Annotated in this window: 20 protein-coding genes; 8 read left to right on the forward strand and 12 right to left on the reverse strand. The window is 63.0% G+C overall.

The annotated features are described in order from the left end of the window. The first annotated feature begins 3 nt into the window (after positions 1-3). From EKN06_RS02255 to EKN06_RS02270, 4 genes are read left to right on the forward strand one after another with little or no spacing between them, the layout of a single operon-like run. Positions 4-762: a biotin--[acetyl-CoA-carboxylase] ligase gene (locus tag EKN06_RS02255; RefSeq protein ID WP_127611238.1), complete on the forward strand. Its 759-nt coding sequence runs from the start codon at positions 4-6 to the stop codon at positions 760-762. A gap of 4 nt (positions 763-766) precedes the next feature. Next, positions 767-1,555, forward strand: a complete 789-nt coding sequence (locus EKN06_RS02260) for a type III pantothenate kinase (protein WP_127611239.1) — start codon at positions 767-769, stop codon at positions 1,553-1,555. Continuing rightward, positions 1,552-3,210 carry a ribonuclease J gene (locus EKN06_RS02265; RefSeq protein ID WP_127611240.1) on the forward strand — a complete coding sequence of 553 codons (1,659 nt, stop codon included), beginning with the start codon at positions 1,552-1,554 and terminating at the stop codon, positions 3,208-3,210. Before EKN06_RS02260 ends, EKN06_RS02265 begins: the two co-directional genes overlap by 4 nt. An 11-nt stretch (positions 3,211-3,221) precedes the next feature. Then, positions 3,222-3,551 carry a DUF1467 family protein gene (locus EKN06_RS02270; RefSeq protein WP_127611241.1) on the forward strand — a complete coding sequence of 110 codons (330 nt, stop codon included), beginning with the start codon at positions 3,222-3,224 and terminating at the stop codon, positions 3,549-3,551. Between the two features lie 13 nt (positions 3,552-3,564). On the opposite strand, the gene EKN06_RS02275 is transcribed toward EKN06_RS02270, so the two are convergent. After that, positions 3,565-6,702 (reverse strand): hypothetical protein, encoded by a 3,138-nt coding sequence (locus EKN06_RS02275; RefSeq protein WP_127611242.1) that lies wholly within the window; start codon positions 6,700-6,702, stop codon positions 3,565-3,567. A 201-nt stretch (positions 6,703-6,903) separates the two neighbouring features. Here EKN06_RS02275 and EKN06_RS02280 point away from each other — a divergent pair, with 201 nt between their 5' ends. The 3 genes from EKN06_RS02280 to EKN06_RS02290 are packed head-to-tail and all read left to right on the forward strand — an operon-like array spanning position 6,904 to position 10,446. Beyond that, positions 6,904-8,124 carry a hypothetical protein gene (locus tag EKN06_RS02280; RefSeq protein WP_127611243.1) on the forward strand — a complete coding sequence of 407 codons (1,221 nt, stop codon included), beginning with the start codon at positions 6,904-6,906 and terminating at the stop codon, positions 8,122-8,124. A gap of 29 nt (positions 8,125-8,153) precedes the next feature. Then, positions 8,154-9,122 (forward strand): hypothetical protein, encoded by a 969-nt coding sequence (locus tag EKN06_RS02285; RefSeq protein ID WP_127611244.1) that lies wholly within the window; start codon positions 8,154-8,156, stop codon positions 9,120-9,122. Continuing rightward, positions 9,109-10,446, forward strand: a complete 1,338-nt coding sequence (locus EKN06_RS02290; RefSeq protein WP_127611245.1) for a sensor histidine kinase — start codon at positions 9,109-9,111, stop codon at positions 10,444-10,446. The genes EKN06_RS02285 and EKN06_RS02290 overlap by 14 nt, the downstream gene beginning before the upstream one ends. A gap of 4 nt (positions 10,447-10,450) precedes the next feature. Here EKN06_RS02290 and EKN06_RS02295 read toward each other — a convergent pair whose 3' ends face one another. Genes EKN06_RS02295 through gltX form a run of 3 tightly spaced genes read right to left on the reverse strand, consistent with a single transcriptional unit; the run spans position 10,451 to position 13,504 of the window. Then, positions 10,451-10,672, reverse strand: coding sequence for a hypothetical protein (locus EKN06_RS02295; protein WP_240654561.1), 222 nt, complete (start codon positions 10,670-10,672; stop codon positions 10,451-10,453). 26 nt (positions 10,673-10,698) lie between these two features. Further along, positions 10,699-11,985: a citrate synthase gene (locus tag EKN06_RS02300; RefSeq protein ID WP_127611246.1), complete on the reverse strand. Its 1,287-nt coding sequence runs from the start codon at positions 11,983-11,985 to the stop codon at positions 10,699-10,701. Positions 11,986-12,001: 16 nt separating this feature from the next. Further along, complete coding sequence (gene gltX / locus EKN06_RS02305; protein ID WP_127611247.1) at positions 12,002-13,504, reverse strand: glutamate--tRNA ligase; 1,503 nt, start codon at positions 13,502-13,504, stop codon at positions 12,002-12,004. Positions 13,505-13,563: 59 nt separating this feature from the next. Between gltX and EKN06_RS02310 the strand changes: the two genes are divergently transcribed. Further along, the gene (locus tag EKN06_RS02310; RefSeq protein WP_127611248.1) at positions 13,564-15,741 is read left to right on the forward strand and encodes a ComEC/Rec2 family competence protein; all 2,178 of its coding nucleotides are present in this window, start codon (positions 13,564-13,566) and stop codon (positions 15,739-15,741) included. Positions 15,742-15,830: 89 nt separating this feature from the next. On the opposite strand, the gene lexA is transcribed toward EKN06_RS02310, so the two are convergent. From lexA to EKN06_RS02350, 8 genes are all read right to left on the reverse strand, one after another. Next, the gene (gene lexA / locus EKN06_RS02315) at positions 15,831-16,514 is read right to left on the reverse strand and encodes a transcriptional repressor LexA (RefSeq protein WP_127611249.1); all 684 of its coding nucleotides are present in this window, start codon (positions 16,512-16,514) and stop codon (positions 15,831-15,833) included. 79 nt (positions 16,515-16,593) lie between these two features. Beyond that, a complete protein-coding gene (locus EKN06_RS02320; protein WP_127611250.1) occupies positions 16,594-17,784 on the reverse strand; it encodes a molybdopterin molybdotransferase MoeA in 1,191 nt (396 codons plus the stop codon). After that, positions 17,781-18,272: a cyclic pyranopterin monophosphate synthase MoaC gene (moaC, locus tag EKN06_RS02325; RefSeq protein WP_127611251.1), complete on the reverse strand. Its 492-nt coding sequence runs from the start codon at positions 18,270-18,272 to the stop codon at positions 17,781-17,783. Before moaC ends, EKN06_RS02320 begins: the two co-directional genes overlap by 4 nt. Next, the gene (gene trpC / locus EKN06_RS02330) at positions 18,269-19,066 is read right to left on the reverse strand and encodes an indole-3-glycerol phosphate synthase TrpC (RefSeq protein WP_127611252.1); all 798 of its coding nucleotides are present in this window, start codon (positions 19,064-19,066) and stop codon (positions 18,269-18,271) included. The genes moaC and trpC overlap by 4 nt, the downstream gene beginning before the upstream one ends. 2 nt (positions 19,067-19,068) lie before the next feature. Next, a complete protein-coding gene (gene trpD / locus EKN06_RS02335; protein ID WP_127611253.1) occupies positions 19,069-20,040 on the reverse strand; it encodes an anthranilate phosphoribosyltransferase in 972 nt (323 codons plus the stop codon). Beyond that, complete coding sequence (locus tag EKN06_RS02340; protein WP_240654562.1) at positions 20,037-20,645, reverse strand: anthranilate synthase component II; 609 nt, start codon at positions 20,643-20,645, stop codon at positions 20,037-20,039. The genes trpD and EKN06_RS02340 overlap by 4 nt, the downstream gene beginning before the upstream one ends. Next, positions 20,642-21,430: a phosphodiester glycosidase family protein gene (locus tag EKN06_RS02345; protein ID WP_240654563.1), complete on the reverse strand. Its 789-nt coding sequence runs from the start codon at positions 21,428-21,430 to the stop codon at positions 20,642-20,644. The genes EKN06_RS02340 and EKN06_RS02345 overlap by 4 nt, the downstream gene beginning before the upstream one ends. After that, a complete protein-coding gene (locus EKN06_RS02350) occupies positions 21,427-22,977 on the reverse strand; it encodes an anthranilate synthase component I family protein (RefSeq protein ID WP_127611255.1) in 1,551 nt (516 codons plus the stop codon). The genes EKN06_RS02345 and EKN06_RS02350 overlap by 4 nt, the downstream gene beginning before the upstream one ends. Positions 22,978-22,983: the final 6 nt, after the last annotated feature.

The following is a 22,983-nucleotide window of genomic DNA, read 5'->3' on the forward strand; positions in this document are numbered from 1 at the left end:
CGCATGACCGGCGAAACTTCCATCGAATATGTCGATTCCGTGGGTTCCACGAACGCGGAACTGTCGGCTCGGCTCCGCTCCGCCCGCCCTCCGCACGAGCGTGCCTGGCTTGTCGCCAATCGCCAGGACGCGGGTCGAGGCAGGCTTGGCCGCGAATGGCACGATGGTGCGGGAAACTTCATGGGATCCACCGTCGTCGTGATCCGTCCCGACGATCCGATGCCCCAGACTCTGGCGCTGGTTGCGGGCATTGCCGTGCATGAAGCGGTTTCTGCATCGCTGGCCGGATCGGAAGGGCACGATCGCCTTGGCCTTTTTCTCAAATGGCCGAACGATGTCTTGCTCGGCGGGGCAAAGCTGGCGGGCATCCTGCTCGAAAAATTCGACGACACGGTAATCGTCGGCATTGGCGTCAATCTTGCGCAGGCTCCCGACCTTCCTGATCGAGCGACAGTGGCGCTGGCAGATCACGGCGTGACAGTTTTGCGTGACAGGTTCGCCGAAAACCTTGCCGCGACTTTTGCGAAAAATCTTGCCGCATGGCGCAACCTTGGTCTCAACCACATCATCGCGGCATGGACTGCACGGGGACCCGCGATCGGCATCCCCGTACGCGTTGCGCTTTCCGATGCCGAAACTCTGCATGGCTACCATGCCGGGCTTAATCCCGATGGCGCCTTGCGGATCCGCTTGGAAGACGGAACGGTGCGTGCCATCTACGCTGGCGAGGTCGCTCTTCTTGGCGGCGAACTGGGAGACTGATCGCATGTTGCTGGTTTGCGACGTCGGCAATACGAACATCGTCTTCGCCCTGATGGAGGGGCGCAGCGTCCGCACGCGCTGGCGCATTGCCACCGATCCGCGCCGAACCGCGGACGAATATGCGGTCTGGTTGCTGCAGTTGTTCGCGCTTCAGGGCTATTCGCTCGACGTGGTAGAATCGACGATCGTGTCGAGCGTCGTGCCGCGCGCACGGCACAACCTGCAGGTGCTCGGCGAGAAGTATTTCGGCAAGGCGCCCCTGTTCGCGGGCGAGGGTGACGCGGCGTGGGGCATGTCGATCGATGTCGACGATCCCGCGAGCCTGGGCGCCGACCGGGCGGTCAACGCTATCGCAGCCCATGACGAACACGATGGCGACTTGATCGTTATCGACTTCGGCACCGCTACCACGTTCGACGTCGTGGATTTCAACGGAGCCTACAAAGGTGGGATCATCGCGCCGGGCATCAACCTTTCGCTGGATGCGCTGGTCAGCGCAGCTGCCAAACTGCCGCGCATCGCGATCGAAGCGCCGACCGGCTCGCAAAGCGTGATCGGCCGGAATACCGAGGCACAGATGCATATCGGCGTCTATTGGGGCTACGTCGCGATGATCGAAGGGTTGGTCGCGCGGCTGAAGGCCGAGATCGGCCGTCCCGCCAAAGTCCTTGCAACCGGCGGGCTTGCGCTACTGTTCGACGAACAGACCGAAATATTTGACGAAGTTGATGTCGATCTGACGCTCAAGGGGCTGGCTATTCTCGCGGAAAGGGCGTCTAAGCCGGCGCGATGACTCCCGCAAAAGAACTGATTTTCCTCGCGCTCGGCGGTTCGGGCGAGATTGGCATGAACGTCAATCTCTACGGCTGCGACGGCAAATGGCTGATGGTCGACCTTGGCATGACCTTCGCCGATCCCGGGTACCCCGGCGTCGACCTGGTTTTTGCCGACCTCGATTTCATCGAGGAACGGTCTGAGGACCTTGTCGGCATCGTGCTCACCCACGCGCACGAAGACCATATCGGCGCAGTGCCCTATTTTGCCGCGGATCTGGGCGTGCCTCTCTATGCCACGCCGTTCACCGCCGACCTCGTCTTGCGCAAGCTCGACGAAGCGGGGCTTAGGGGGGAGGTCGAACTGCACGTCATCGATCATCTCGATGAATTCACGCCGGGTGAGGGGGCTTCGCCTTTCACGGTCCGCTACCTGCCTCTCGCGCACTCTATCGCAGAGGGTAACGCCGTCCTGATCGACACGCCCTATGGCCGCGTGTTCCACACCGGCGACTGGAAGCTCGACGACGAGCCGCAGATCGGTGAGCCGACGTCACCTGCCGAACTTACCGAAGTGGGCGATGAAGGCGTGCTCGCGCTGGTTTGCGATTCGACCAATGTGTTCAACCCCGAAGCTTCGGGGTCCGAAGGCGCGGTCCGCCGTGCGCTTGTCGACGAAATCGCCAAGCATGACGGCAAACGGATCGTCGTTACGACGTTCGCGTCCAACGTTGCCAGGGTTCAGACGCTGGCGCAGGTGGCGCAAGAGGCTGGGCGACGGGTTTGCGTCGCGGGGCGTTCGCTCGATCGCATCATTGATGCGGCGCAGGCCAGCGGTTACCTTCAGGATTTCCCCGACATGGTGGATTTCGACACAGCGATGTCGTTACCCCGCGGTGAAGTGCTGATCATCGCCACTGGCGGGCAGGGTGAGCCACGCGCCGCGCTGGCCCGCATGGCGTCCGAAAGCCATCCTATCGAACTGACCAAGGGCGACGTCGTCCTGTTTTCCAGCCGCCAAATTCCCGGCAATGAACTGGCCATCGGCAGGATCATGAATCAGCTCGCCATGCGCGAGATCACGATGGTGACCGATCGCCAGGAACTGATTCACGTTTCGGGCCACCCCGGTCGCCCGGAACTGGAGGCGCTGTATTCGTGGCTTCGGCCCGAAATCCTCGTCCCTGTCCACGGCGAAGTGCGCCACATGCGAGAGCAGGTACGCGTCGGTGCCGCGGCGGGCGTTCCCAAGCAGGTTTTTCAGGTCAACGGCGACATCGTACGCCTCGCCCCGGGCAAGCCGGGCAAGATCGGCGAGACGAGGACCGGACGGCTCGTTCTTGACGGCGACATCATCGTGCCCGCCGATGGCGAGGCCATTGCCTCACGGCGACGGCTGGCGCTCAACGGTCACGTGAATGTCGTGCTGCCGCCCAAGGGTTCGAAGGCCGCGCCGCTGATCAATTGCATAGGTCTCCCGCTTGACGAGGATGAGGCCGAATTCCTTGTCGAGGCGCGCGACGATATTCTCTCCGCGATCGGTAAGCTGAAGGGCGGCAAAGCCAAGGACCGCGACACGGTTCGCGAAACCGTGCGACTGGCCGCGAGGCGCGCAGCGCGGCGTTGGTCGGGCAAAAACCCGCAAGTCACGGTCATGGACTTCGAGGACCAGTAAGGAATTTTGCGATGCAGTTGACGTCGATCCTTGCGATCTACTCCCTCTTCTGGGTCATGTCGGCTTTTCTCGTAATGCCTTTTGGCATCCGCACTCATCGTGAAGCGGGTGAGGCACTAGTCCCCGGACAAGCCGACAGTGCCCCCAGCAACTTCCGACCGGGACGGATAGCTTTGCGCGCCACAGTGCTGGCCGCGCTTCTGTTCGGGGCGTTTTACGCAAATTATGTCAACGGCTGGATCGAGACGGGGGACATCAATTATGCCCAACCGCCTCAGGAAATCCTCGACGAACATGCGCGTATGCTGGCCGGCGTAAAGCCCGACGCCGCCGCCGACTGATCGAAAGCGCCGCTTAGCGACGCAGCCGTTCGATCGCCTGCGCCAACGCAACGTAAAGCTTGCCCATGTCCGACGACAGCATCGTTACTGCCAGCGAGTTGCCTTCGCGCGTGGCAAGCAGGTTGCGAAGGATAGCCTCGAAGTCGTGGATGTAGCGGTTGACGTGTTCACGGAACTCGCTCTCGCTTTCGTAATGGTCGACGATGTGGCGCGCCTCGCCTGAATCGAGCAGGCGGACCGCACGTCGGGTAAATATCCCGCGCTCACCTTTGAGATAGGCCTGCCACGCGCTTTCGCTGACTTCGGCGGACAGCACCTTGTCGATGTCGATCGACGTTGAATGCAGCGATTCGGTAATCTGCGACACACGCCTGGCGAAGTGGTCGTCGATGTCTTCTTCGGCCCGCTGTCGTGCGGCGTGGATGCGCGACTCGAGATGGCCGGTGATTTCGTCGACCCGGCCCAGCTGTTCGCGCAATTCGGCCGCGGCGTCGCGGGCGGCTTCGGTCGCCTTGCTGACCGCGCTGTCCAACCCTTCGAGCGCGTCGTGCGTGCTTTCGCGCAAGGCTTCGGTCACGACGATGCCGCTTTCCTTGGCCAGCTTTTCAGCGATCGCGCGGACCGCTTCGGACGATGTGCCCTCGATATTGGCCACCGCCTCGCGGCTCGCATCGGCCAGGCGGGCAATCGCGCCGTTTAGCGTCGCTTCGGCGGCCGTCGCCATCGCTTCGCTGTCGGTACGCGCCTGCGACAGAGTGTTGCGCAAGTCCGAAAGCTGATCGGCGTGTGCCGAACCGCGTTCCTGCAAGGTGTCGTGCAATGCTTCCAGCTCGACCAGCGCCGCCTTTGTCGTTTCGCGCGTGGCATCCATCGCCAGACCTAGCTTATCGCCGCGCTCACCCGCCTGTCCCAGCAGGCTGCGCATCGCTTCGATCCGGTCGGTAACACCGTCAAGCCGTCCTTCCGCTTCGGCCAGGGCGCCGGGAAGTGCTTCGCGCGTGTGACGCGAGCTGGCTTCGATCAATTCGAGCAGGCGCACCGAACTGTCGGTGAGCGAGATGATCGCGCTGTCGGTACCGGCCAGCGCCGAGCGGCTTGCTTCCAGCTTGGCCGAGAGATTGCCGAGGCCGCTGACAATGGAATCTTCGGCAGCGCGTCCCTGTTGCGAGACCGCTTCCATCCGCTCGCCATATTCGCCCAGACGAAGAGCGATTGCCTCGGCATGTCGGCCCAACGAAGCGCTGGCCTCCAGATGCCGACGGCGGCGTTCGTCGAAATTCTCGTCGAAATCGGTAAGCAGCGCGTGGAGCCTCTCGGTGACTTCCCGTCCGGCCTGTTCGTGGCGTTCGCGCCGTTCTTCCAACTGACGATCGAGTCCGGCCAGTTCGTCGGCATACCCTTGGGCCAGTTCGCGTGCGGCTTGCCGCCCGTGGTTGCGCCGGCGTTCGATCTCGCTGTCTAGCGCCTCCAGCGCAGTGCGCAGGTTTTCGGACATGATCGATGCAGCTTGCTGGCCACGTTCGGTGCGGGTGTCGATCTCGCCATCCAGCGAACGGAGAGCCTCGGCGACGCCGTCGGTCATGGCGCGTCCCGCCTCCTCGCCCCGGTGGGCTCGTGCCTCAAGCTCGATGTCGAGCGTGGCGAGCGCTGCCGAAATCCGTGCGGCGAGTGCGCTGCTGCGCTGTTCCGCAAGCTGCGTGCGTGCGGCGACATCCTCGTCGAGACTGGCAAAGCTGGTGGCGAGCTCTTCGACCAATGCGCGACTGGCCTGTGCGCCACGGACGCGGCGGGCCTCGATCTCGCTGTCGAGCCCGGCGATAAGGGCGCCGAGCCGTTCGGTCAGGCCGCGGCTTGCATCCTCGCTCTTGGCGACCCGTTGCTCGATCTCCGTATCCAGCGTCTCGCTCTGGCGGCGCAAGTCGCCGTGCAGGCGGCTGATCTCGCCCGAAAGCGCGGCAATCCGCGCGCCGGCGGCGTCCAGTGTTTCGGTAGACCCGATCTCGATATTGTCGAACAGGGCCTGTGCATCGTTGCGGAGCCCCGCGATCCGTTCGCGCCAACCGTTCAGTGCGGCGGTTTCGTTGTCGCGCATTCGGGCGGTCAGATCGCCTGCACCGGTTTCCAATGCCGCAAGCTGCTGGCGCAGGGAATTGAGGCCGAAAGTTTCTGTATCCGACAGCCGTGCGCGTGTCGTTTCCAGCAATCCTTCCAGCTCGTCAGCACGTCCACGCACCGAAGCTAGCGCGGCTATTTCCTGTTCGTCCATCCGTTCGCGCAACGATGCGCTTTCGGCATCGAGCGCGGCGAACCGGTCTTGGGCGATCTGACCGAGCCGATCGGCGGCGCGGGTGAATTCGTTGAGCACATCGTTGACCCGCTCGCGCATGGCGTCGACCTTGATCGTGCTGGCTTCGCCTGCCTGTCCGATCCGCAAGAATCCTTCGGAGAGGCGTTCGAGCTGCGAACTCGCGCCTTGTCCCGCCTGACCGATGTTGTTGGTCAGGTCGCGTGTGGCATTGGTCACCACGGGAAGCTGGCTGCGCAGCTTTTCCATGTTGTCGAGCGCGGCGGTGCTGACGGACTGGAGCCGTTCGACTCGGTCGGAATTGTCGGCGATCAGTGCTTCGAGCTTGCGCGCGCTGTCGCCGATGCGATCGCTGGCGATGCGGCCCAGCGCTTCGAGATCGCGACCCTGCGCAATGATGAATTCGCGCGCGATACTCAGTTCGGAGTTTACATGGCCAAGCCGGTCTTCAAGCGCGCGCGATTCGGTGCGCAGGCTGGTGGCGACATCGGCAAACCGGCCCGCTTCGACCCGGCTGTGCCGCATCGCCAGCATCCACAGCGCGACGACGAGAACGGCAGGCATCGACCATTGCGCCAACAGCTCGGTCCATTGGCCCGGAGTCGGCCGGCCCAGCAGTTCGCCCTGCCTCGCCCATGCAAAAAACCCGGTCCACGCCAACAGCGCGATAATTCCCATGGCAGGCGTGACCCAGGCGAGATTGCGCCGACTGACAGGCTCCGTCTCGTACCACTCGTCGGTTTGATCGAACGCTTCGTTCGAAGCTTCTGCGTAAGTCGTGTCGACTTGTGAGATATCGTCCGATTCCTGCCCACCGAAGGGCACGATGTTCCGCCGTTTTGTCATAGCGTCATGACTAACACCGAATGAACGGGGGCGCACCTTCGAATCGTGCCGTTTTCCCCCGGCTCAGGCCTTAAATTCCTAGGGTTTTGCCCAATGGCCCACTGCCACCTTGCGCTTGTTATCGCCGCGATCCATGAACCGGCGTTGGACGAGCAGTGATCCGCCCCGGCTCAGTGGGGCGCACTTGGGGCAAAACGAAACTTGCGCATAGCCATTCTGTCGATGTTGGAGCCGCTGGCCGTGGATGGGCTGCTGACGCGTGCGGGGCTGCGCGTGAACGGCGAACCGGTTGTCGAGCAACAGCTCGAACTGGCCATCGCCGCCGGGGCGCAACGATTGCTCGTGCTGGCGGACCGCAGGGCAGTGGGACTTGACGACTTGGTCGCCGTGGCGGGGGATGGCGGACTGGACGTGCGGATCGTTGCCGATGCGCCGGGTCTGTGTTCCGAAGTGACGGCGGCGGACGAACTGCTAGTCTTTGGCGATGCGCTGGTCGCCGATCCGGTGCTTGCCCTACCGTTGCTGACGGTGAGCGGGATCGTGACCGTCCCCATCGAAGAAGGATTAGCCGCCGGCTTCGAGCGAATCGACGCGGAATCGGCATGGGGCGGCATCCTTGTCATACCGGGCGCACTTGCCGAACGACTCCGCCAATTGCCGCGCGACTGCGACGTGGCGTCGTCGCTTCTGCGCATCGCCTTGATGGCGGGCGTCACGCCGCGCGGAGTCGAACCGCGCGCCATCGGCGACAAGCGCTGGACGATTGTCCGCAATGAAACCGAGGCACAGGCAATCGAAGCGCAACGATTGCGGCGCAGCCTTGCCGAAGCACGAGGACGCACCCCGGGTAGAGCGCTCGCCGGGTTCGTCGTGGGCCGTTTCGGCAACCGCCTGTTCGAAGCCGATCGTTCGCCCGCACTGGTATGGTGGGCGGCGCTGGCGCCCGCCGCCGCAGCGATTGCGCTGGCGGCATTCGCCATGTTCAGCGCGGCATTTTTCGCCATTGCGCTGGCCTGGCTGACCGTCCGGGGCGCAATGATCCTGGATGCGGCGGACAGGCAGGGTCGGATTGCGTCGGCATTACCGGACCGCAAACCGCTATTCGCGTTGCTGGCGGTCGACGTCCTGCTGCTTGTCGTGCTTGCCATGGCGCTGGGAGGGACGGTTGGCGCGGAAACGCTGGCCATGCTGGGTGCATGGTGCGTTTCGACGGTGTTTGTCTGCGTGGCCCGCATCGGCGCGGTCACGTTCCCGTTCATGCGCGCAAGACCATTTTTCGAAGACCGGTTCTCGCAAGCCATCGTGCTTCAACTTGCCCTATTCGGGGACGGTCTAGGCCTTATCGCCATGTCGGTCGTGATCTGTGTCATGATCATCTGGACGGGGCTGTTGACATTCGGCACGGTCCGCAGCGGAAAATAACGCGCCCTTAACCATGGGGTGCTAGGTCGATGGACATGGGCGAAGTCGAAAAGGCCACGGGCCTACAGTCTGTGATGCGCGTCGAGCTGAAGCGCGGCGACCGTGTACTAAGTGCACGGGGCGTCGTATTGCGCCAGCTTATCGCGACCGAGGATCGCTCGATGTTTTCCGACGCCATCGTCGCGAGAGTGCGCGCGATGGCCGAAGACATGGCCCGGCAAGTCGGATTTTTCCTCGCTCAGGCGGCTGGCGAAACAGATCCGCGGGCTTGGGCCAATTCGATAACCGAGCCGCTTTCGGGCGCCTTGATCGACGAACCCGTCATCGTCGATCACCTGCACTCGGTCGCCCTGGAATGGCAGTTGACCGAATCGATGCAGCGCCGCGCGGGGGTCGATCCTTCACTTTCGCCATTGTTGCAGGCGCTGATCGGTGCAGACGATCCCACGAGCTCTGCGCTTGCGATGGATTTGCTCACGTCTCAGGCCGCATTCGCACGGCATCAGCAACGGATGAGCCTGCCGATCAACGAACTGCCGGCCGAAGTCCTGTTCTCCCTTCTCGAAACGCTTCGCCACGCCGTTGCGGGCGATCCTGCGTTCGAAGCGCACGCCCGCACAGCCGAACACACGATCCGGCAGGGCTACGACGAATCGCAGTGCCGGATTTCGCTTGCCAACCGGCTGGTCGCGGCGCTGGGGGCGGGGGCCTTTGCCGCGCTTTCGATCACTCATGCCGGCGTGCCCGTATTTCTTTCCGCGCTTGCTGCGGCAACCGGCGATCCACGCGACACCGTCGCGGTTTCCACCAGCGAGAGCCAACTTGCCCGTCTTGCCCTGTCGTTGCGGGCAGCGGGTCTTTCGAACAACGAGATCGAGCGCGAGTTCTACGCGATCCATCCCGACATCACGCTTCCCGACGGGTTCGGGCGCATGCAGGGTAACGATGCCCGCGCACTGCTGACCGGTCAGGTTTCTGGCGACGATGGCCGGGGCTGAAACCCTGAACGATACGGCGACCGAACCGCTGGTCGCACGCAGCGATGCGGCCGACCGGCTGATCGCCGCCGACGGGCCGATCGCAGAATTGCAGACGGCCTGCGGGGGCGAGATCCCGGGATTGATCGCTGCGCCCGATCTTTTGGAACTGGTGCGCAAGGCGCGCAGCTTCGGTATGCGTCTTGGCCGTCCGCTGGCCATGCGCCATGCCACGGGCAAGCTTGAAGGCTGGGCCGAAGTCGAACCCGATGGCAACGGTTGCACGGTCCGGCTTTCGGATTGGCGCCGGACGCAAACCCCGATCACTGTCCCCAGCGGAGACGAAACCCGCTTTGCCATCGAGAGCCTGCTTGCCGAAGGTGTCGTCTGGCTGGACGAGGGGCAAAGCGTGCTGGCGCTCGAAAGCCAGGCGGCGGATCTTGAAACGCTGGTCGGCAGGGCGCGGGCAATGCGGGGCGAGCATTGGACGCGACTTTTCGATTTTTCGGACGGCGACGACACGCCGGCGATCTGGCGAGCACGCAGCGGCATGCTTGTCGGTGTCGCCGGGTCGCCGCGTCAATGGCAATTGCTGTTGATTCCGGCCAGCGTCGGGTTCCGGCTGCTGTTGCGCCCGATTGGCGATATCGAGCACGACGGTGCCGATGCCGATCTTTTGCCGCGCAACCTGTTGCGTGACGAACTGGGCCCGGCGCTCCACGATCCGGTGCGGCGCATAATTCGCCAGGCGGAAGCGATACGCGACAGACTGGCTGGGCCGTTGCCAAGCGAATATCGCGAATATGCGGTCGATATCGTGCGGGCGGGCAAGCACTTGCGCGAGCTGGCCGATGAACTCGGCGATGCCGAGGCGATCGAACACGGTACGATGGAGATCGCGACCGAGCCGGTGGGCTTGGCGGATACGATCGAAGCGGCTTGCCGGCTTCTGCAGGTGCAGGCCGAGGCTCGCAAAGTGACCTTGGCACCGGCGCAGACCGACTTGATTGCGTTGGTCGATCGCCGCCGCGTGCTGCAGATCCTGCTCAACATAATCGGCAACGCGATCGATTATGGGCCGGGAAATGCCACAGTCCGGATCGACGCCGAAAAATTGGGCGACTTTGCCGAAATCCGCATCGACGACGAAGGCGAGGGCCTGTCGGACGAGGATCGCCTGCGCATGTTCGACAAATTCGAACGACTTGGTCGCAGCGGGGACTCCGGTTCCGGCTTGGGGCTTTATATCGCCTTGATGCTGAGCCGCGCAATGGGCGGCTCGGTCGAAGCGCAGGAACGCCCCGGAGGCGGCAACAGCTTTGTCATCAGGCTGCCGTTAGCCTGAATTCTCAGGGCTCGCGCTTGCGCGCCCGTGACAGCCAGATCAACACAGCACCGACGGCGGCCGTGAGAAGGCCGTACGTCGTCCATTCGCGCCGATCCAGCATGAAGCTTTCAGGCGGCCACATGATGATGCCGAGGCCCTGAAGCGCCCAGAACAAGCCGGATAGAAAAAGGGCGACGCCCAGAACCCTGATGAGGATTTTCATCCTGATGAGGAATTTCGGCATCGCCCCGTCTTTTCCTGTCTAACCGATCAACGCTGGCTGAGCGGAACGTAGTCGCGCTGCGCCGGGCCGGTGTAAAGCTGACGCGGGCGACCGATACGCTGGCCGGGATCGGAAATCATTTCATTCCACTGTGCGACCCAGCCGACGGTGCGTGCCAGCGCAAAGAGCGCGGTGAACATCGTGGTCGGGAAGCCGATCGCGGAAAGGATGACGCCTGAGTAGAAGTCGACGTTGGGGAACAGCTTTTTTTCGACGAAATAATCGTCGTTGAGCGCCATTTCCTCAAGCCGCAGGGCCACTTCGAAAACGGGGTCCTTGACCTTGAGCGCGTCGAAAACCTCGCGCACGGTTTTCTGCATCACGGTCGCGCGCGGATCGTAGTTCTTGTAGACGCGGTGACCAAAGCCCATCAGACGGAACGGATCGTCCTTGTTCTTCGCCCGTTCGATGTAATGCGGGATCCGGTCTGGCGTGCCGATTTCCTGAAGCATGTTGAGCGCCGCTTCGTTTGCGCCGCCATGTGCCGGGCCCCACAAGCAAGCGATACCGGCCGCGATGCAAGCAAACGGATTCGCGCCCGACGACCCGGCAAGACGCACGGTCGAGGTCGAGGCGTTCTGTTCGTGGTCGGCGTGGAGGATGAAAATCCGGTCCATCGCCTTTTCGACCGCCGGGATCACCTCGTATTCTTCGGCAGGAACGCCAAAGGTCATGCGCAGGAAGTTGCCGGTATAGCTCAGCGAGTTGTCCGGATAGAGGAAGGGCTGGCCGATCGAATACTTGTAAGCCATCGCCGCGATAGTCGGCATCTTGGCGATCAGGCGGTGCGAACTGATCGTGCGGTGCGCGGGATCGGCAATGTCGGTGCTGTCGTGATAGAACGCGGAGAGCGCTCCCACGACGCCGCACATGATCGCCATCGGGTGCGCATCGCGCCGGAAACCCTGGTAAAAACCACGAAGCTGGTCATGCAGCATCGTATGGCGGCTGATCGTGTAGTTGAACTTTTCGTATTCCTCAGGGCTCGGCAATTCGCCGTTCAGCAAGAGATACGAAACTTCCATGAAGCTCGACTGCTCGGCCAGTTGGCCGATGGGATAACCGCGGTGAAGCAGGATGCCTTCTTCGCCGTCGATATAGGTCAGACCTGAATCGCAACTGGCCGTCGATGTGAATCCGGGGTCATAGGTGAACATCCCGGTTTTGCCGTACATCTTGCCGATGTCGATCACGTCGGGACCGATTGTCCCGCTTTTCATAGGGAAATCGAATTCGCCGCCTCCGGCTGTCAGATGGGCCGTCTTATCCGCCACTTTTGGTTCCCTCCATTCATGGTTTGGCAGGAGTGCCGCCTTCGGCTGCCGCGGCTTCGGCCTGCGCAGCGATGCGCGCAAGGCTTTCGTCGCGGCCCAGAAGGACCAGCACGTCGAAAATTCCGGGTGATGTCGCCTGCCCGGTAAGAGCGGCGCGCAAGGGTTGTGCAAGTTTGCCGAGGCCCAGGCCGCGTGCCTCTGCCATCGTCTTCAAGTGCTCCTCGAGGCTCCCGCTCGACCAGTCGTCGTACGCATCCAATTCGCGCAGGATATCGGCAAGCAAGCTGCGAGCGCCCTCATCCAGCAGGCTCATCGCCTTTTCGTCCATCGGCAGGGGCCGATTGCGGAACAGGAACAGTGCGCCCGCGGCGAGTTCGTCGAGGTTTTTGGCTCGCGCCTTCAACGACGGCATCGCGTCGGTAAGCAGCGCGATGTCGCGCGTTGCATCGAAACCGGGTTCCAACGCCGCGATGCGCGGAGCCGCCAATCCGGCGAGGCGGGCATCGTCGGCCTCCCGCATGTAAAGGCCGTTCATGTTGGCCAGTTTTTTGAAATCGAACCGCGAAGGACTTTTGCCGACGGCCGAAAGGTCGAACAAGGCGATGGCTTCTTCGCGCGTGAAGATTTCCTGGTCGCCATGGCCCCAGCCAAGTCGAAGCAGGTAATTGTTCACCGCTTCCGGCAACAGCCCCAGTTCGTCGCGATAGGCATCGACACCCATCGCTCCGTGGCGCTTCGACAGCTTTGCCCCGTCGGCTCCGTGGATCAGCGGGATGTGGGCATAGACCGGCTGTTCCCAGCCGCCCTCGATCGCTTCCATCGCGCGATAGATCGGCAATTGGCGAAAGGCATTGTTGAGATGATCGTCGCCGCGAATGACGTGCGTGACGCCCATGTCATGATCGTCGACCACGACCGCGAGCATATATGTGGGCGTACCGTCCGAGCGGAGCAGGATGTAATCGTCGATTTCGACGTTCTTGACCCTGACCGTACCTTGCACGGCATCGTCGATAACCGTTTCTCCCTCGACCGGGGTCTTCAGGCGGATCACATAGGGCGCGCCTTCGGGTGCTTCGGCAGGGTCACGGTCTCGCCAGCGCCCGTCGTAACGCATGGGTTGCTTCTTTTCGCGCTGTTCGGCGCGCATCGCATCAAGCTCGTCAGACGTGGCAAAGCATTTGTAGGCATGGCCCGCGCTCAGCAATTCGTACGCGACCGCGGCATGACGTTCGGCCCGCTGGGACTGGAACACCGGCGGCTCGTCGTAATCGAGACCGAGCCAGTTCAGCCCGTCGAGGATTGCGTCGATCGCAGCCTCTGTCGAACGGGCACGGTCGGTATCTTCGATCCGCAGCAGCGCCTTGCCGCCATGATGGCGGGCGAAGAGCCAGTTGAACAGCGCCGTGCGGGCGCCGCCGATGTGCAGGAACCCGGTGGGAGAGGGCGCGAAACGCGTAACAACCAGCCGACCGGCGCCATTCGCGCCGTTGCCAACTGTCGCCGAACCGCTTGCCATCTCGCAATCTTTCCTTTCATTAACAGTCTGGAAGACCGCAAACGGGGGAACGGCGAGACATGACTGAAAGTGTCGCCATAACGTCCACGGTAACGGAGCGGGCTCCGCTATCTTCGCAGGTGCGGCAATGGGGAAGCTTGCGCGATTTGTCCAGCCCGACTTGCTGGGAGAATGCGCTCGCTGCCCGCCCGTTCGAACGCATGTCATGGCTCGCGGTCGCGATGTTGGGCGGCATATATGCGTGGTTCGCGCTTCCCGGGCCCGGAGAATGGATTTTATTCATAGGGTTATCCGGCATAGTTGCAGGCGGTTCGATGATCCTGTTCGATCCCGGACGCTTCGCGTTGGTCCGCAATGCGATCATGGCGATGGCGCTCGCCGCCGCCGCCGGTCTCGTCCTCGTCTGGGTGCGGTCGGAGCTGGTCGGAACGCCTGGAATAGGACGACCAATGGCCGGATCGTTCGCATTCCGGATCGTCGAACGACAGGACGCGGTAGGCAATGAGGAGAAGACCCGCCTTACGGTCGTAGTCAGCGGCGCGATGCAATCGCCGATGGTGGCGCGGATCAATTTGCCGGAGCGATTCGACGACCAAGCGCTTGTGCCCGGAACGATCGCGAGCGCTCGTCTGCGGTTGATTCCCCCTGCGCGTGCCGTCGCTCCCGGAGCCTATGACCCTGCTCGCGTCGCATGGTTCGAAGGGATTGCGGCAACTGGTTCTGTCTTGTCGCGGCCAGCTATCGCCGCAGGATCGTCCATTGCTGAAAAGAAGGGCATGCGCGAGCGCCTTGCCGAACAGGTCCGCACGCGCATGGCAGAGGCGGGCAGCGAACCGTCGGTGGCGGCCATGGCGGGCACGCTGATCACAGGCAACAGGGCTGGTATCGCGAAATCCGATGCGCAGGCCATGCGCGATGCTGGACTTGCGCACCTCCTTTCGATCAGCGGCCTGCATGTCGCGGCGGTTATCTCCATAACCTGGTTGATCGCCATGCGGTCGCTGGCGCTGATTCCATGGGTCGCGTTGCGGGTACCGTTGCCGCTGATGGCTTCGCTGCTCGCTGCGCTTTCGGGGTTAGGCTACACTTTGCTGACTGGCGCTGCCCTGCCAACGATCCGGTCGTGCATCGCCGCAATGCTCGTCCTCACCGCCCTGGCGCTGGGGCGGCAGGCGCTTTCGATGCGCTTAATCGCGGTGGCAGCTATCGCCGTGCTGCTGTTCTGGCCCGAAGCGGCCATCTCGCCCAGCTTTCAGCTCAGTTTTGCTGCGGTCATGGCCATTGTGGCAGTGCAAAATGCACCGCCAGTTACTCGTTTTCGGGAACGCTTGCGCGGATCGGGGCTTGTCGGCCGTGCAGCCGGGTGGCTGGCTTTGTTATTTATTACCGGTGTTGTTATCGAGCTTTCGCTATTGCCGCTGGTCCTGTTTCATTTCCATCGGTCTGGAATATATGGGGCGTTCGTCAATCTCGTCGCCATCCCGTTGACGACTATCGCGATCATGCCGCTGCTCGCACTGGCGCTGGTTACCGATCTTATCGGACTTGGCTCCCCCGCGTGGTGGTTGGCGACGCAATCGATCAGCGGTGTGCTCGAACTGGCTCGTTTTGCTGCCGCCGCTCCCGGTTCCGCGCGTTTTTCGCCGGTCGTTCCGGTCTCGACTGTTGGATTAATCGCCATGGGTGCGTTCTGGATCGCACTATGGTCGGGAAGGGGCAGGATGCTGGGCGCATTTCCCGTGGTCCTCGGCGGCGTGATGCTTGCCACGAATTCAGCGCCCGACCTGATGGTATCGGGCGATGGACGGCACCTAGCGCTCAGTGGTCCGAATGGTCTGACCTTCATGCTTCGGGGCGGCGACAGCTTTAGCGGCAGGGCCCTCGCGGAGCTTTCCGGGATCGCGCCAGAGAGGGTGAATTCGGAAACACGAAGTCTGCAGGATTGGCCGGGTGCCCGCTGTAACGAGGATTTTTGCGCCCTGACCGCCGGAAGACCGGATCGGCCGGTAAACTTGCTCGTCGCGCTAGGTCCTGGCCGAACTTATGCGGACAGCTTGAAAAACGCATGCGAACAAAGCGACGTTGTCGTGGCGGAAAGCCCACTTTCGCGTTCATGCCAGCCGCGCTGGCTTAAACTGGACGGACGCGAACTTTCCCGCAGGGGAGGTGCAACCATCGATTTTTCAACGCGAGCTGTCCGCCATGTCCGGCCCGGCGGCGACCGTCATGGCTGGTAAACCGTTGGGGTGTCGGCATGCCGCAAATCTGGCTTGGTTCAGCGGCCGGCGACTACCACCAGCCTAACAACACCAAAGTTCCCGGCCCCTTAGTGATAGCGCCTAAGCAAGCCGGCAAGCCTGCCCTGCACCTGTACCTCGTCCGCGCTGTAAATCTGCGGCTCGTAGGCAGCGTTGGCGGGGTCGAGACGGATCATGCCATTTTCGCGACGGAGATACTTCAGCGTAGCTTCCTCACCCCGGACGAGTGCGACGATGATCTCGCCATCGCGGGCAGTGTCGGTTTTGCGCACCAAGGCGAAATCGCCATCGAAAATCCCGGCCTCGATCATCGAATCGCCCGACACCTCAAGCGCGTAATGCTCGCCAGTCCCCAAGAGTGCGGCGGGCACGGGCAGCATCTGCGAGCTTTCCATCGCCTCGATCGGAACGCCGGCCGCGATCCGGCCATGGAGGGGTATCTCGATCACGTCGTTGGCCACAAATGGTCGTGGCTGGGTCTTTGCCCGTGGCAATTCCACGATGTTTGAAGCGGAGGGGCGTGTCGTGCCGGTCACATCATCGGGCTGGCGCAAAATCTCGAGCGCGCGGGCCCGGTTCGGAAGGCGGCGGATAAAGCCCCGCTCTTCCAACGCGGAAATAAGCCGGTGCACGCCCGACTTCGATTTCAGGTCGAGCGCTTTCTTCATTTCTTCGAACGACGGCGAAATGCCCGATTCTTCGAGCCGCCGCTGGATGAATTGCAGCAGCTCGTGCTGCTTGCGCGTGAGCATGACTTTTGTCCTTATTCGCCGTTCCGATGCGAACGAATAAGGAACAATTAAGAAACAAAATCGGTCTCGTCAAGCCGGGTCAGTCACGAATGCGGATGATTTCCACTGTCTGCCCGGGCGATACGGGTTCGGCATGTGCCTCGCGGCAGATCAATGCCTGCGCCGATGCAAGTGGAGCAAGCGCGCCGCTATCTTGGGTCTTCAGTATTTCGACGCGCCCGTAGGACAGCGTTGCCCGCAGGAATTCTGCGCGCTTCCCTGTTGCCGGCAATGCGGAAACGCTGATGGCCGGTTCGCGCGGAGGAAACGGGTCGCGCGCGCCCAACATGGCTTTCACGAAGGGAAGGGCGAACATCGTGGCCGTCACGAAAGCGGAAACAGGGTTGCCGGGCAGGCCCAACAGGATCTGTTCGCCGCGGCGGGCTACCATGATCGGCTTGCCGGGCTTTATCGCGACCCGCCAGAAATGCAGTGTCGCGCCGATCGCTTCCATCGCGGGCATGACAAGGTCGTGGTCGCCAACCGAAGCACCGCCGGTGGTGATCACCAGGTCGGCATCGCTGGCATCGCTCAATGCCGCCATGATGGCGTCGATCCGATCGGGGACCGGTCCCGATTGAGAGATTTCGCAAGGGTAGGCCGCAAGCATGGCGGCAAGCATCATGCCGTTGCTGGCCGGGATCTGGCCGGGTCCGAGCGGGATGCCCGGCGGCACGAGTTCGTCACCGCTGTCGATGATCGCGATGCGGGGGCGATTATGCACGGGCAGAACCGCATGTCCCGCGCTGATCGCAAGCGCCAAGGTGGCAGGACCAAGCCGTTCCCCGGCTTGGAGGACCACATCGCCTGCCGAAAAATCGAGCCCTCGTCTGCGAATGTGGCGCTTGGGCGGGGTTGGAGGGTCGCCGGCAAAATTCAGGACCCCGCCTTGCGCTGTGCACTGTTCCTGCACCAGCACCATGTCGCTGCCATCGGGCAAGACTGCACCGGTGGAAATTCGCACGGCTTGCCCAGCCGCTACGGCAGTTTCACAGGGATGGCCCGCAGCGCTTTCGCCAACTATCCTCCACGGCCCTGGCATGTCCGCCTGCCGCACGGCCCACCCGTCCATGGCAGAAAGCGGGCGTTCGGGTTGCGTTCGTCGCGCATCAATATTGTTGGCGAGAAAATGCCCGAGCGCAGCGCTGGCGGGTAATTCGATGATCGGCCCGGGCCGCGCCATGGCGAGAAGCCGACGCTGCGCGTCGGCCAAGTCGAGCAGTCCACTCAAATCTCGCGATCCTCTTGTCCCGCCGCGCGCCAGCGGCCCGCCTTGCCGCCATCTTTGGCCAGTAGGCGAACCTGTTCGATGACCATGCCCTTGTCGATGGCTTTCGCCATGTCGTAGATTGTGAGGAGTGCGACAGAAGTCGCTGTTATCGCTTCCATCTCTACGCCAGTTTTGGCCGAGGTGGTGGCCATCGCCTCGACTCGGATCGCATCGTCCTCAAACATGAAATCGACCGTCACGCCATCGATGGGGAGCGGGTGGCATAACGGGATCAGATCGCCCGTTCGTTTCGCCGCCATGATGCCCGCGATGCGCGCGGTGGCAAGAACGTCGCCCTTTTTCACGAGCCCTCCGAGGATCGCCTCTATCGCCTGTACCGACATGACGATGCGCCCCGTGGCAAGCGCCTTGCGCCGCGTTACCGCTTTGGCGCCGACATCGACCATGCGGGCCGCGCCTGCTTTGTCGAGATGGGTGAGGCCGCTCATGGGCCGTTCAACAATTGGCGGGTTGCCGCTTCGACATCGGTCTGGCGCATCAGGCTTTCCCCGACAAGGAACGTGCGTACGCCGCACTGGGAGAGGCGTACCAGGTCGTCGTGGCTGTTGATCCCGCTTTCGCCCACAAGCAGCGATCCTGCGGGGGCAAGGGGGGCTAGTCGTTCGGTATTGCCCAAATCGGTGACGAAGGTCCGCAAATCGCGGTTGTTCACGCCGATAAGCCGTGACCGCAGCATTGCCGCGCGGGCCATTTCCGCTTCGTCATGCACTTCGACCAGAACATCCATACCGCGTTCCATCGCCGCTGCTTCGATCTCTGCCATCTGGGCATCGGAAAGGGCGGCGACGATGATGAGGATCGCATCGGCCCCGATCGCGCGTGCTTCGGCGACTTGCCACGGATCGACCATGAAGTCCTTGCGCAGCACCGGCAGGGTGCAAGCCCGACGAGCCGAGATCAGGTATTCGTCGCGTCCCTGAAAGTAGGGGGCGTCGGTCAATACGGAAAGGCAGGTCGCGCCACCGGCGGCATAATCGCGCGCGTGGACTTCCGGATCAAAATCCTTACGGATCAGTCCTTTGGATGGAGAAGCTTTCTTGATTTCTGCGATCAGGCCATAACCGTAAAGCGCCGCGTCGCGTAAGCGCGCCTCGAAACCGCGCGGCGGTTCGAGCGCTTTGGCGGCATCGTCCAGTTCCGCGATCGTTCGCTGCGCCATGCGTTCGGCCACTTCGCCACGCTTGGTATCGCAGATCTCGATCAGCTTGTTGGGCTGTTCCATCGTCATGCCTTGCCTTTTACGGTCGAGATCCAGCAATCGAGCAACGCCTTAGCCAGCCCCTTGTCCAGCACTTCTGCTGCTTCCTCTGCGCCGCTGCGAAGATCTGTAGCCTCCTGCGCGATCCACAGCGCGGCGGCGGCGTTGAGCAGCACCGCATCGCGATAAGCCCCGGTTTCGCCCATCAGGAGATTGCGCAGCGCTTCAGCATTATATTTCGGGTCGCCACCACGGATCGCGTCGAGCGGATGGCGCGGCAGGCCGGCATCTTCGGGCACGATCTGTTCGGGTGCATCGAAACCGATACCGACGACCCGGCTCGGCCCCGCGATAGACAGTTCGTCCAGACCTTCCAGGCCCGACACGACCAGCGCGCGTTCGGCACCCAGCAACCGCATCGCATCGGCGTAGACCAACACCAGTTCGGGGCTGGCGACGCCGACCAGCTGGCGTTCGACGTTCGCCGGATTGGCGAGCGGGCCAGTGAGGTTGAAAATAGTGCGTCTTCCCAGCGCCTTGCGGATCGGTGCGATCCTGGCGAGCGCGGGATGATGGCGCTGCGCAAACAGGAATGCGATGCCAAGATCGGGCAGTGTGCGCTCAGCCTCTATCCCCGCGCGGGCGAGGTCGAGGCCCAGCGTTTCCAACGTATCCGCGCCGCCCGCCATGCTCGACGCGGCGCGGTTCCCGTGTTTGGCAACCGGCACCCCGCAGGCCGCGACGACAAGCGCCACGGCGGTCGAGACATTCAGGCTATGCTGTCCGTCGCCGCCGGTGCCGCACACGTCGATGGCGTTGGCGGGCGCATCAATGGCGAGCATGCGCGCCCGCATCGCGCGCACGGCGCCGGCGATCTCTTCAGCCGTTTCGCCCCTGTCCGCGATTTCGATCAGAAGATCGGCGATGTCATCGTCAGGCATTAACCCGTCGAGCATCCGCCCGAACAGCGCCTCTGTCTCGGCCAGAGTATAGCTCATGCCGGAACCTTGGCTTCGATACCGCAAATGGCGAGGAAGTTGGCGAGCAGGGCATGGCCATGCTGCGTGGCGATGCTTTCAGGATGGAACTGCACGCCGTGGATCGGCAGGTCGACATGGCGGAAGCCCATCGCATGGGTGCCATCGTCGTCGGGGCGCGGGGTGGTGGCGTTGACGACCAGCGTGTCGGGCACATCCTGCACCACCAGCGAATGGTATCGCGTCGCAAGAAAGGGCGCGGGCAGACCGGCAAATACGCCGCTGCCGTCATGGTCGACCGGGCTGGTCTTGCCATGCATCAGCCCGCCGCGAACCACCTTGCCGCCAAAATGCTGACCGATTGACTGGTGGCCAAGACACACGCCCAGCAACGGTTTGCCCGCATCTGCGCAAGCCGCGACGAGTTCCAGGCTGATCCCGGCTTCGTTTGGAGTGCAGGGTCCGGGAGAAATCAGGAACCCAGCCGCGCCGCTGCGCACGGCGGCGTTGGCCGAAATGGCGTCGTTGCGCACGACTTCGACCTTGGCGCCCATCTCCATCAGATAGTGGACGAGGTTCCAGGTGAAGCTGTCGTAATTGTCGATGACGAGAATGGTGCCCATCATCCTGCCTTTGCTTGTTTGGTGACGACGATCAAGGGGCCAAGCGGGGGGCCGCCATCCTTACGGCCACCAGCCGGGTCCCATAACGCCGAAACCGCGCCGTCCAGATAGAGCGCGTCGGGGGTTTTCGCCTCGTCCCGGAAAAACCGGGCAAAACGGCCGAAACTGACGAGATCGTCGCTGATCACGAAATGGACCTTGCCCGCCTTGTCGACACCGACGCCGTTGCGGAAATGCTTCGACTCGCCGTCTGCGGCGAAGTGGGGGTGCAGTTTGCCGTCGACCAGCAGCATGGGGCCCGACTGGGTCGCGAAAGGCGGAGGATTTGCTGGTTCGAGCGTGGCGAAATGCTCGGTCGTATCGACATGGGCGACGCCGTTGCCGCCCCAGAACACGCCATTGGGCATCAGGTGAAAGTTGCCCGGCCCTTCGTTGGTATTGAGCGCGACACGTTGCTCGCCCGATTCAACGTAAAGCCCGATTGGATTGCCTGATTCGTTAAACATCCCGCCGTTCATCGCCATCAGGATCGATTCACTGGGCGTTTGCTCGGTAAGCCTATCGAACGAGCGCATCGGTATGCCGTCTGCGCCATCGAGCCGCAGCGCGATCTCCGCCTTTGCCGGATCGACGATGCAATGGGTGAAGCGACTGCCTTCGAATACGGCGTTCACGCATGGCCCGGCAGCCAGCGACTTGGCATCGTCACCTGATCTGTCACCGATTTCGGCGCCGGACGATCCGCAAGCAGCCAGCGCCAGCAGCGCCGCGACCGCGAACGGCTTCACTGGCCGTAACCCGGCTCGCGCGCGATGCGCAGGGCTTCGCGCGCAGCGGCGACCAGCGCGCCGGCCTTGGCCTCACACTCTCGCTGTTCGTATTCGGGATTGCTGTCGGCGACGATGCCGGCCCCGGCCTGAATGTGCATGACGCCATCCTTCACCAACGCGGTGCGCAGTACGATACAGCTGTCGACCGACCCATCGGGCGAGAAATAACCGACGCCGCCGGCATAGGCCCCGCGCGTTTCGGGTTCGAGTTCGGCGATGACCTGACAGGCCCGCACCTTGGGCGCGCCGCTGACGGTGCCAGCCGGAAACCCGGCGAGGAGAGCATCGACCGCATCGCACGCGGGATCGAGCTGTCCCACGACGTTCGACACGATGTGCATGACGTGGCTGTAGTTTTCGACCGTGTAGCTATCGGTGACGCGAACCGATCCTGCCGTCGCCACCCGTCCCACATCGTTGCGGCCAAGGTCGAGCAGCATGAGATGCTCGGCCAGCTCCTTGGGATCGGCGAGCAGGCTTTCGCGGTTGGCGCGATCTTCTTCGGCATCCTTGCCGCGGGGCCGGGTCCCCGCAATCGGGCGGATCGTGACTTCGTTGTGGCCTTCAGAATTCGGGCGCACGCGGACGAGGATTTCGGGGCTGGACCCGATCAGCGCGAAGCCCGGCAGGTCGAGGAAGTACAGGAACGGCGAGGGGTTTACTCGCCGCAACGCGCGATAAAGCGAGAGCGGCGGCAGCGGAAACGGGGTCGAGAAACGTTGCGCCAGCACGACCTGAAAGATGTCGCCCGCGGTTATGTATTCCTTCGCCGCCAGCACCATTTCGTCGTACTTGCCGGGCGCAAGATTAGGGCGCAGCGCAGGTTCGGGCACGTCGTCGCGCAGGGTTTGTGGCGGGACCCGCGCCGCGGCGAGGCGGGCGAGGCAATCCTCGACCCGGTCGCGTGCGCGGTCAACCGCCTGTTCAGGCGCGAGCGATCCGGGCCAGATCGGTGCGATACAATACAGCGCATCTTTCAGACGGTCGAACACGAGCACGAGCGCGGGACGCACGAACAGCATGTCAGGCACATCGAGCGGATTGGCCGGTGGGCGGCCGATGCTGGGTTCAACCAACGCGATGGTCTCGTAACCGAAATAGCCTACAAGGCAGGACAGCGCCGCAGGCAGCGGTTCGGGCACGTCGAAACGGCATTCTTCCACCAGCGAGCGGAGCGCCGTCAGCGGATCGGCGTCGAGCGTTATAAAATCGCTCCGGTCGTCGCGCCATGTGCGGTTTATTTCGGCCGTCGTCCCCTGCGCCCGGAACACGAGATCGGGGTCCAGCCCCAACAGGCTGTAACGCCCGCGCGTTTCGCCGCCTTCGACCGATTCGAGCAGGAAATCGCCGCGCTCCCCCTCGATCAGCTTGACCGCGGCCGCGACGGGCGTGTCGCAATCGGCCACGACCTGGCGCCATACGACACCGGGTCGCCCTGCGGTCAGTTCGGCCAGTGCGTGTTCGTCCCAGCGAGTGTCGTGCGCGGTTGGGCTCGTAACGGTCATGGTTTG

The organism is Croceicoccus ponticola (assembly GCF_004004515.1).
Taxonomy (GTDB): Bacteria; Pseudomonadota; Alphaproteobacteria; order Sphingomonadales; family Sphingomonadaceae; genus Croceicoccus; species Croceicoccus ponticola.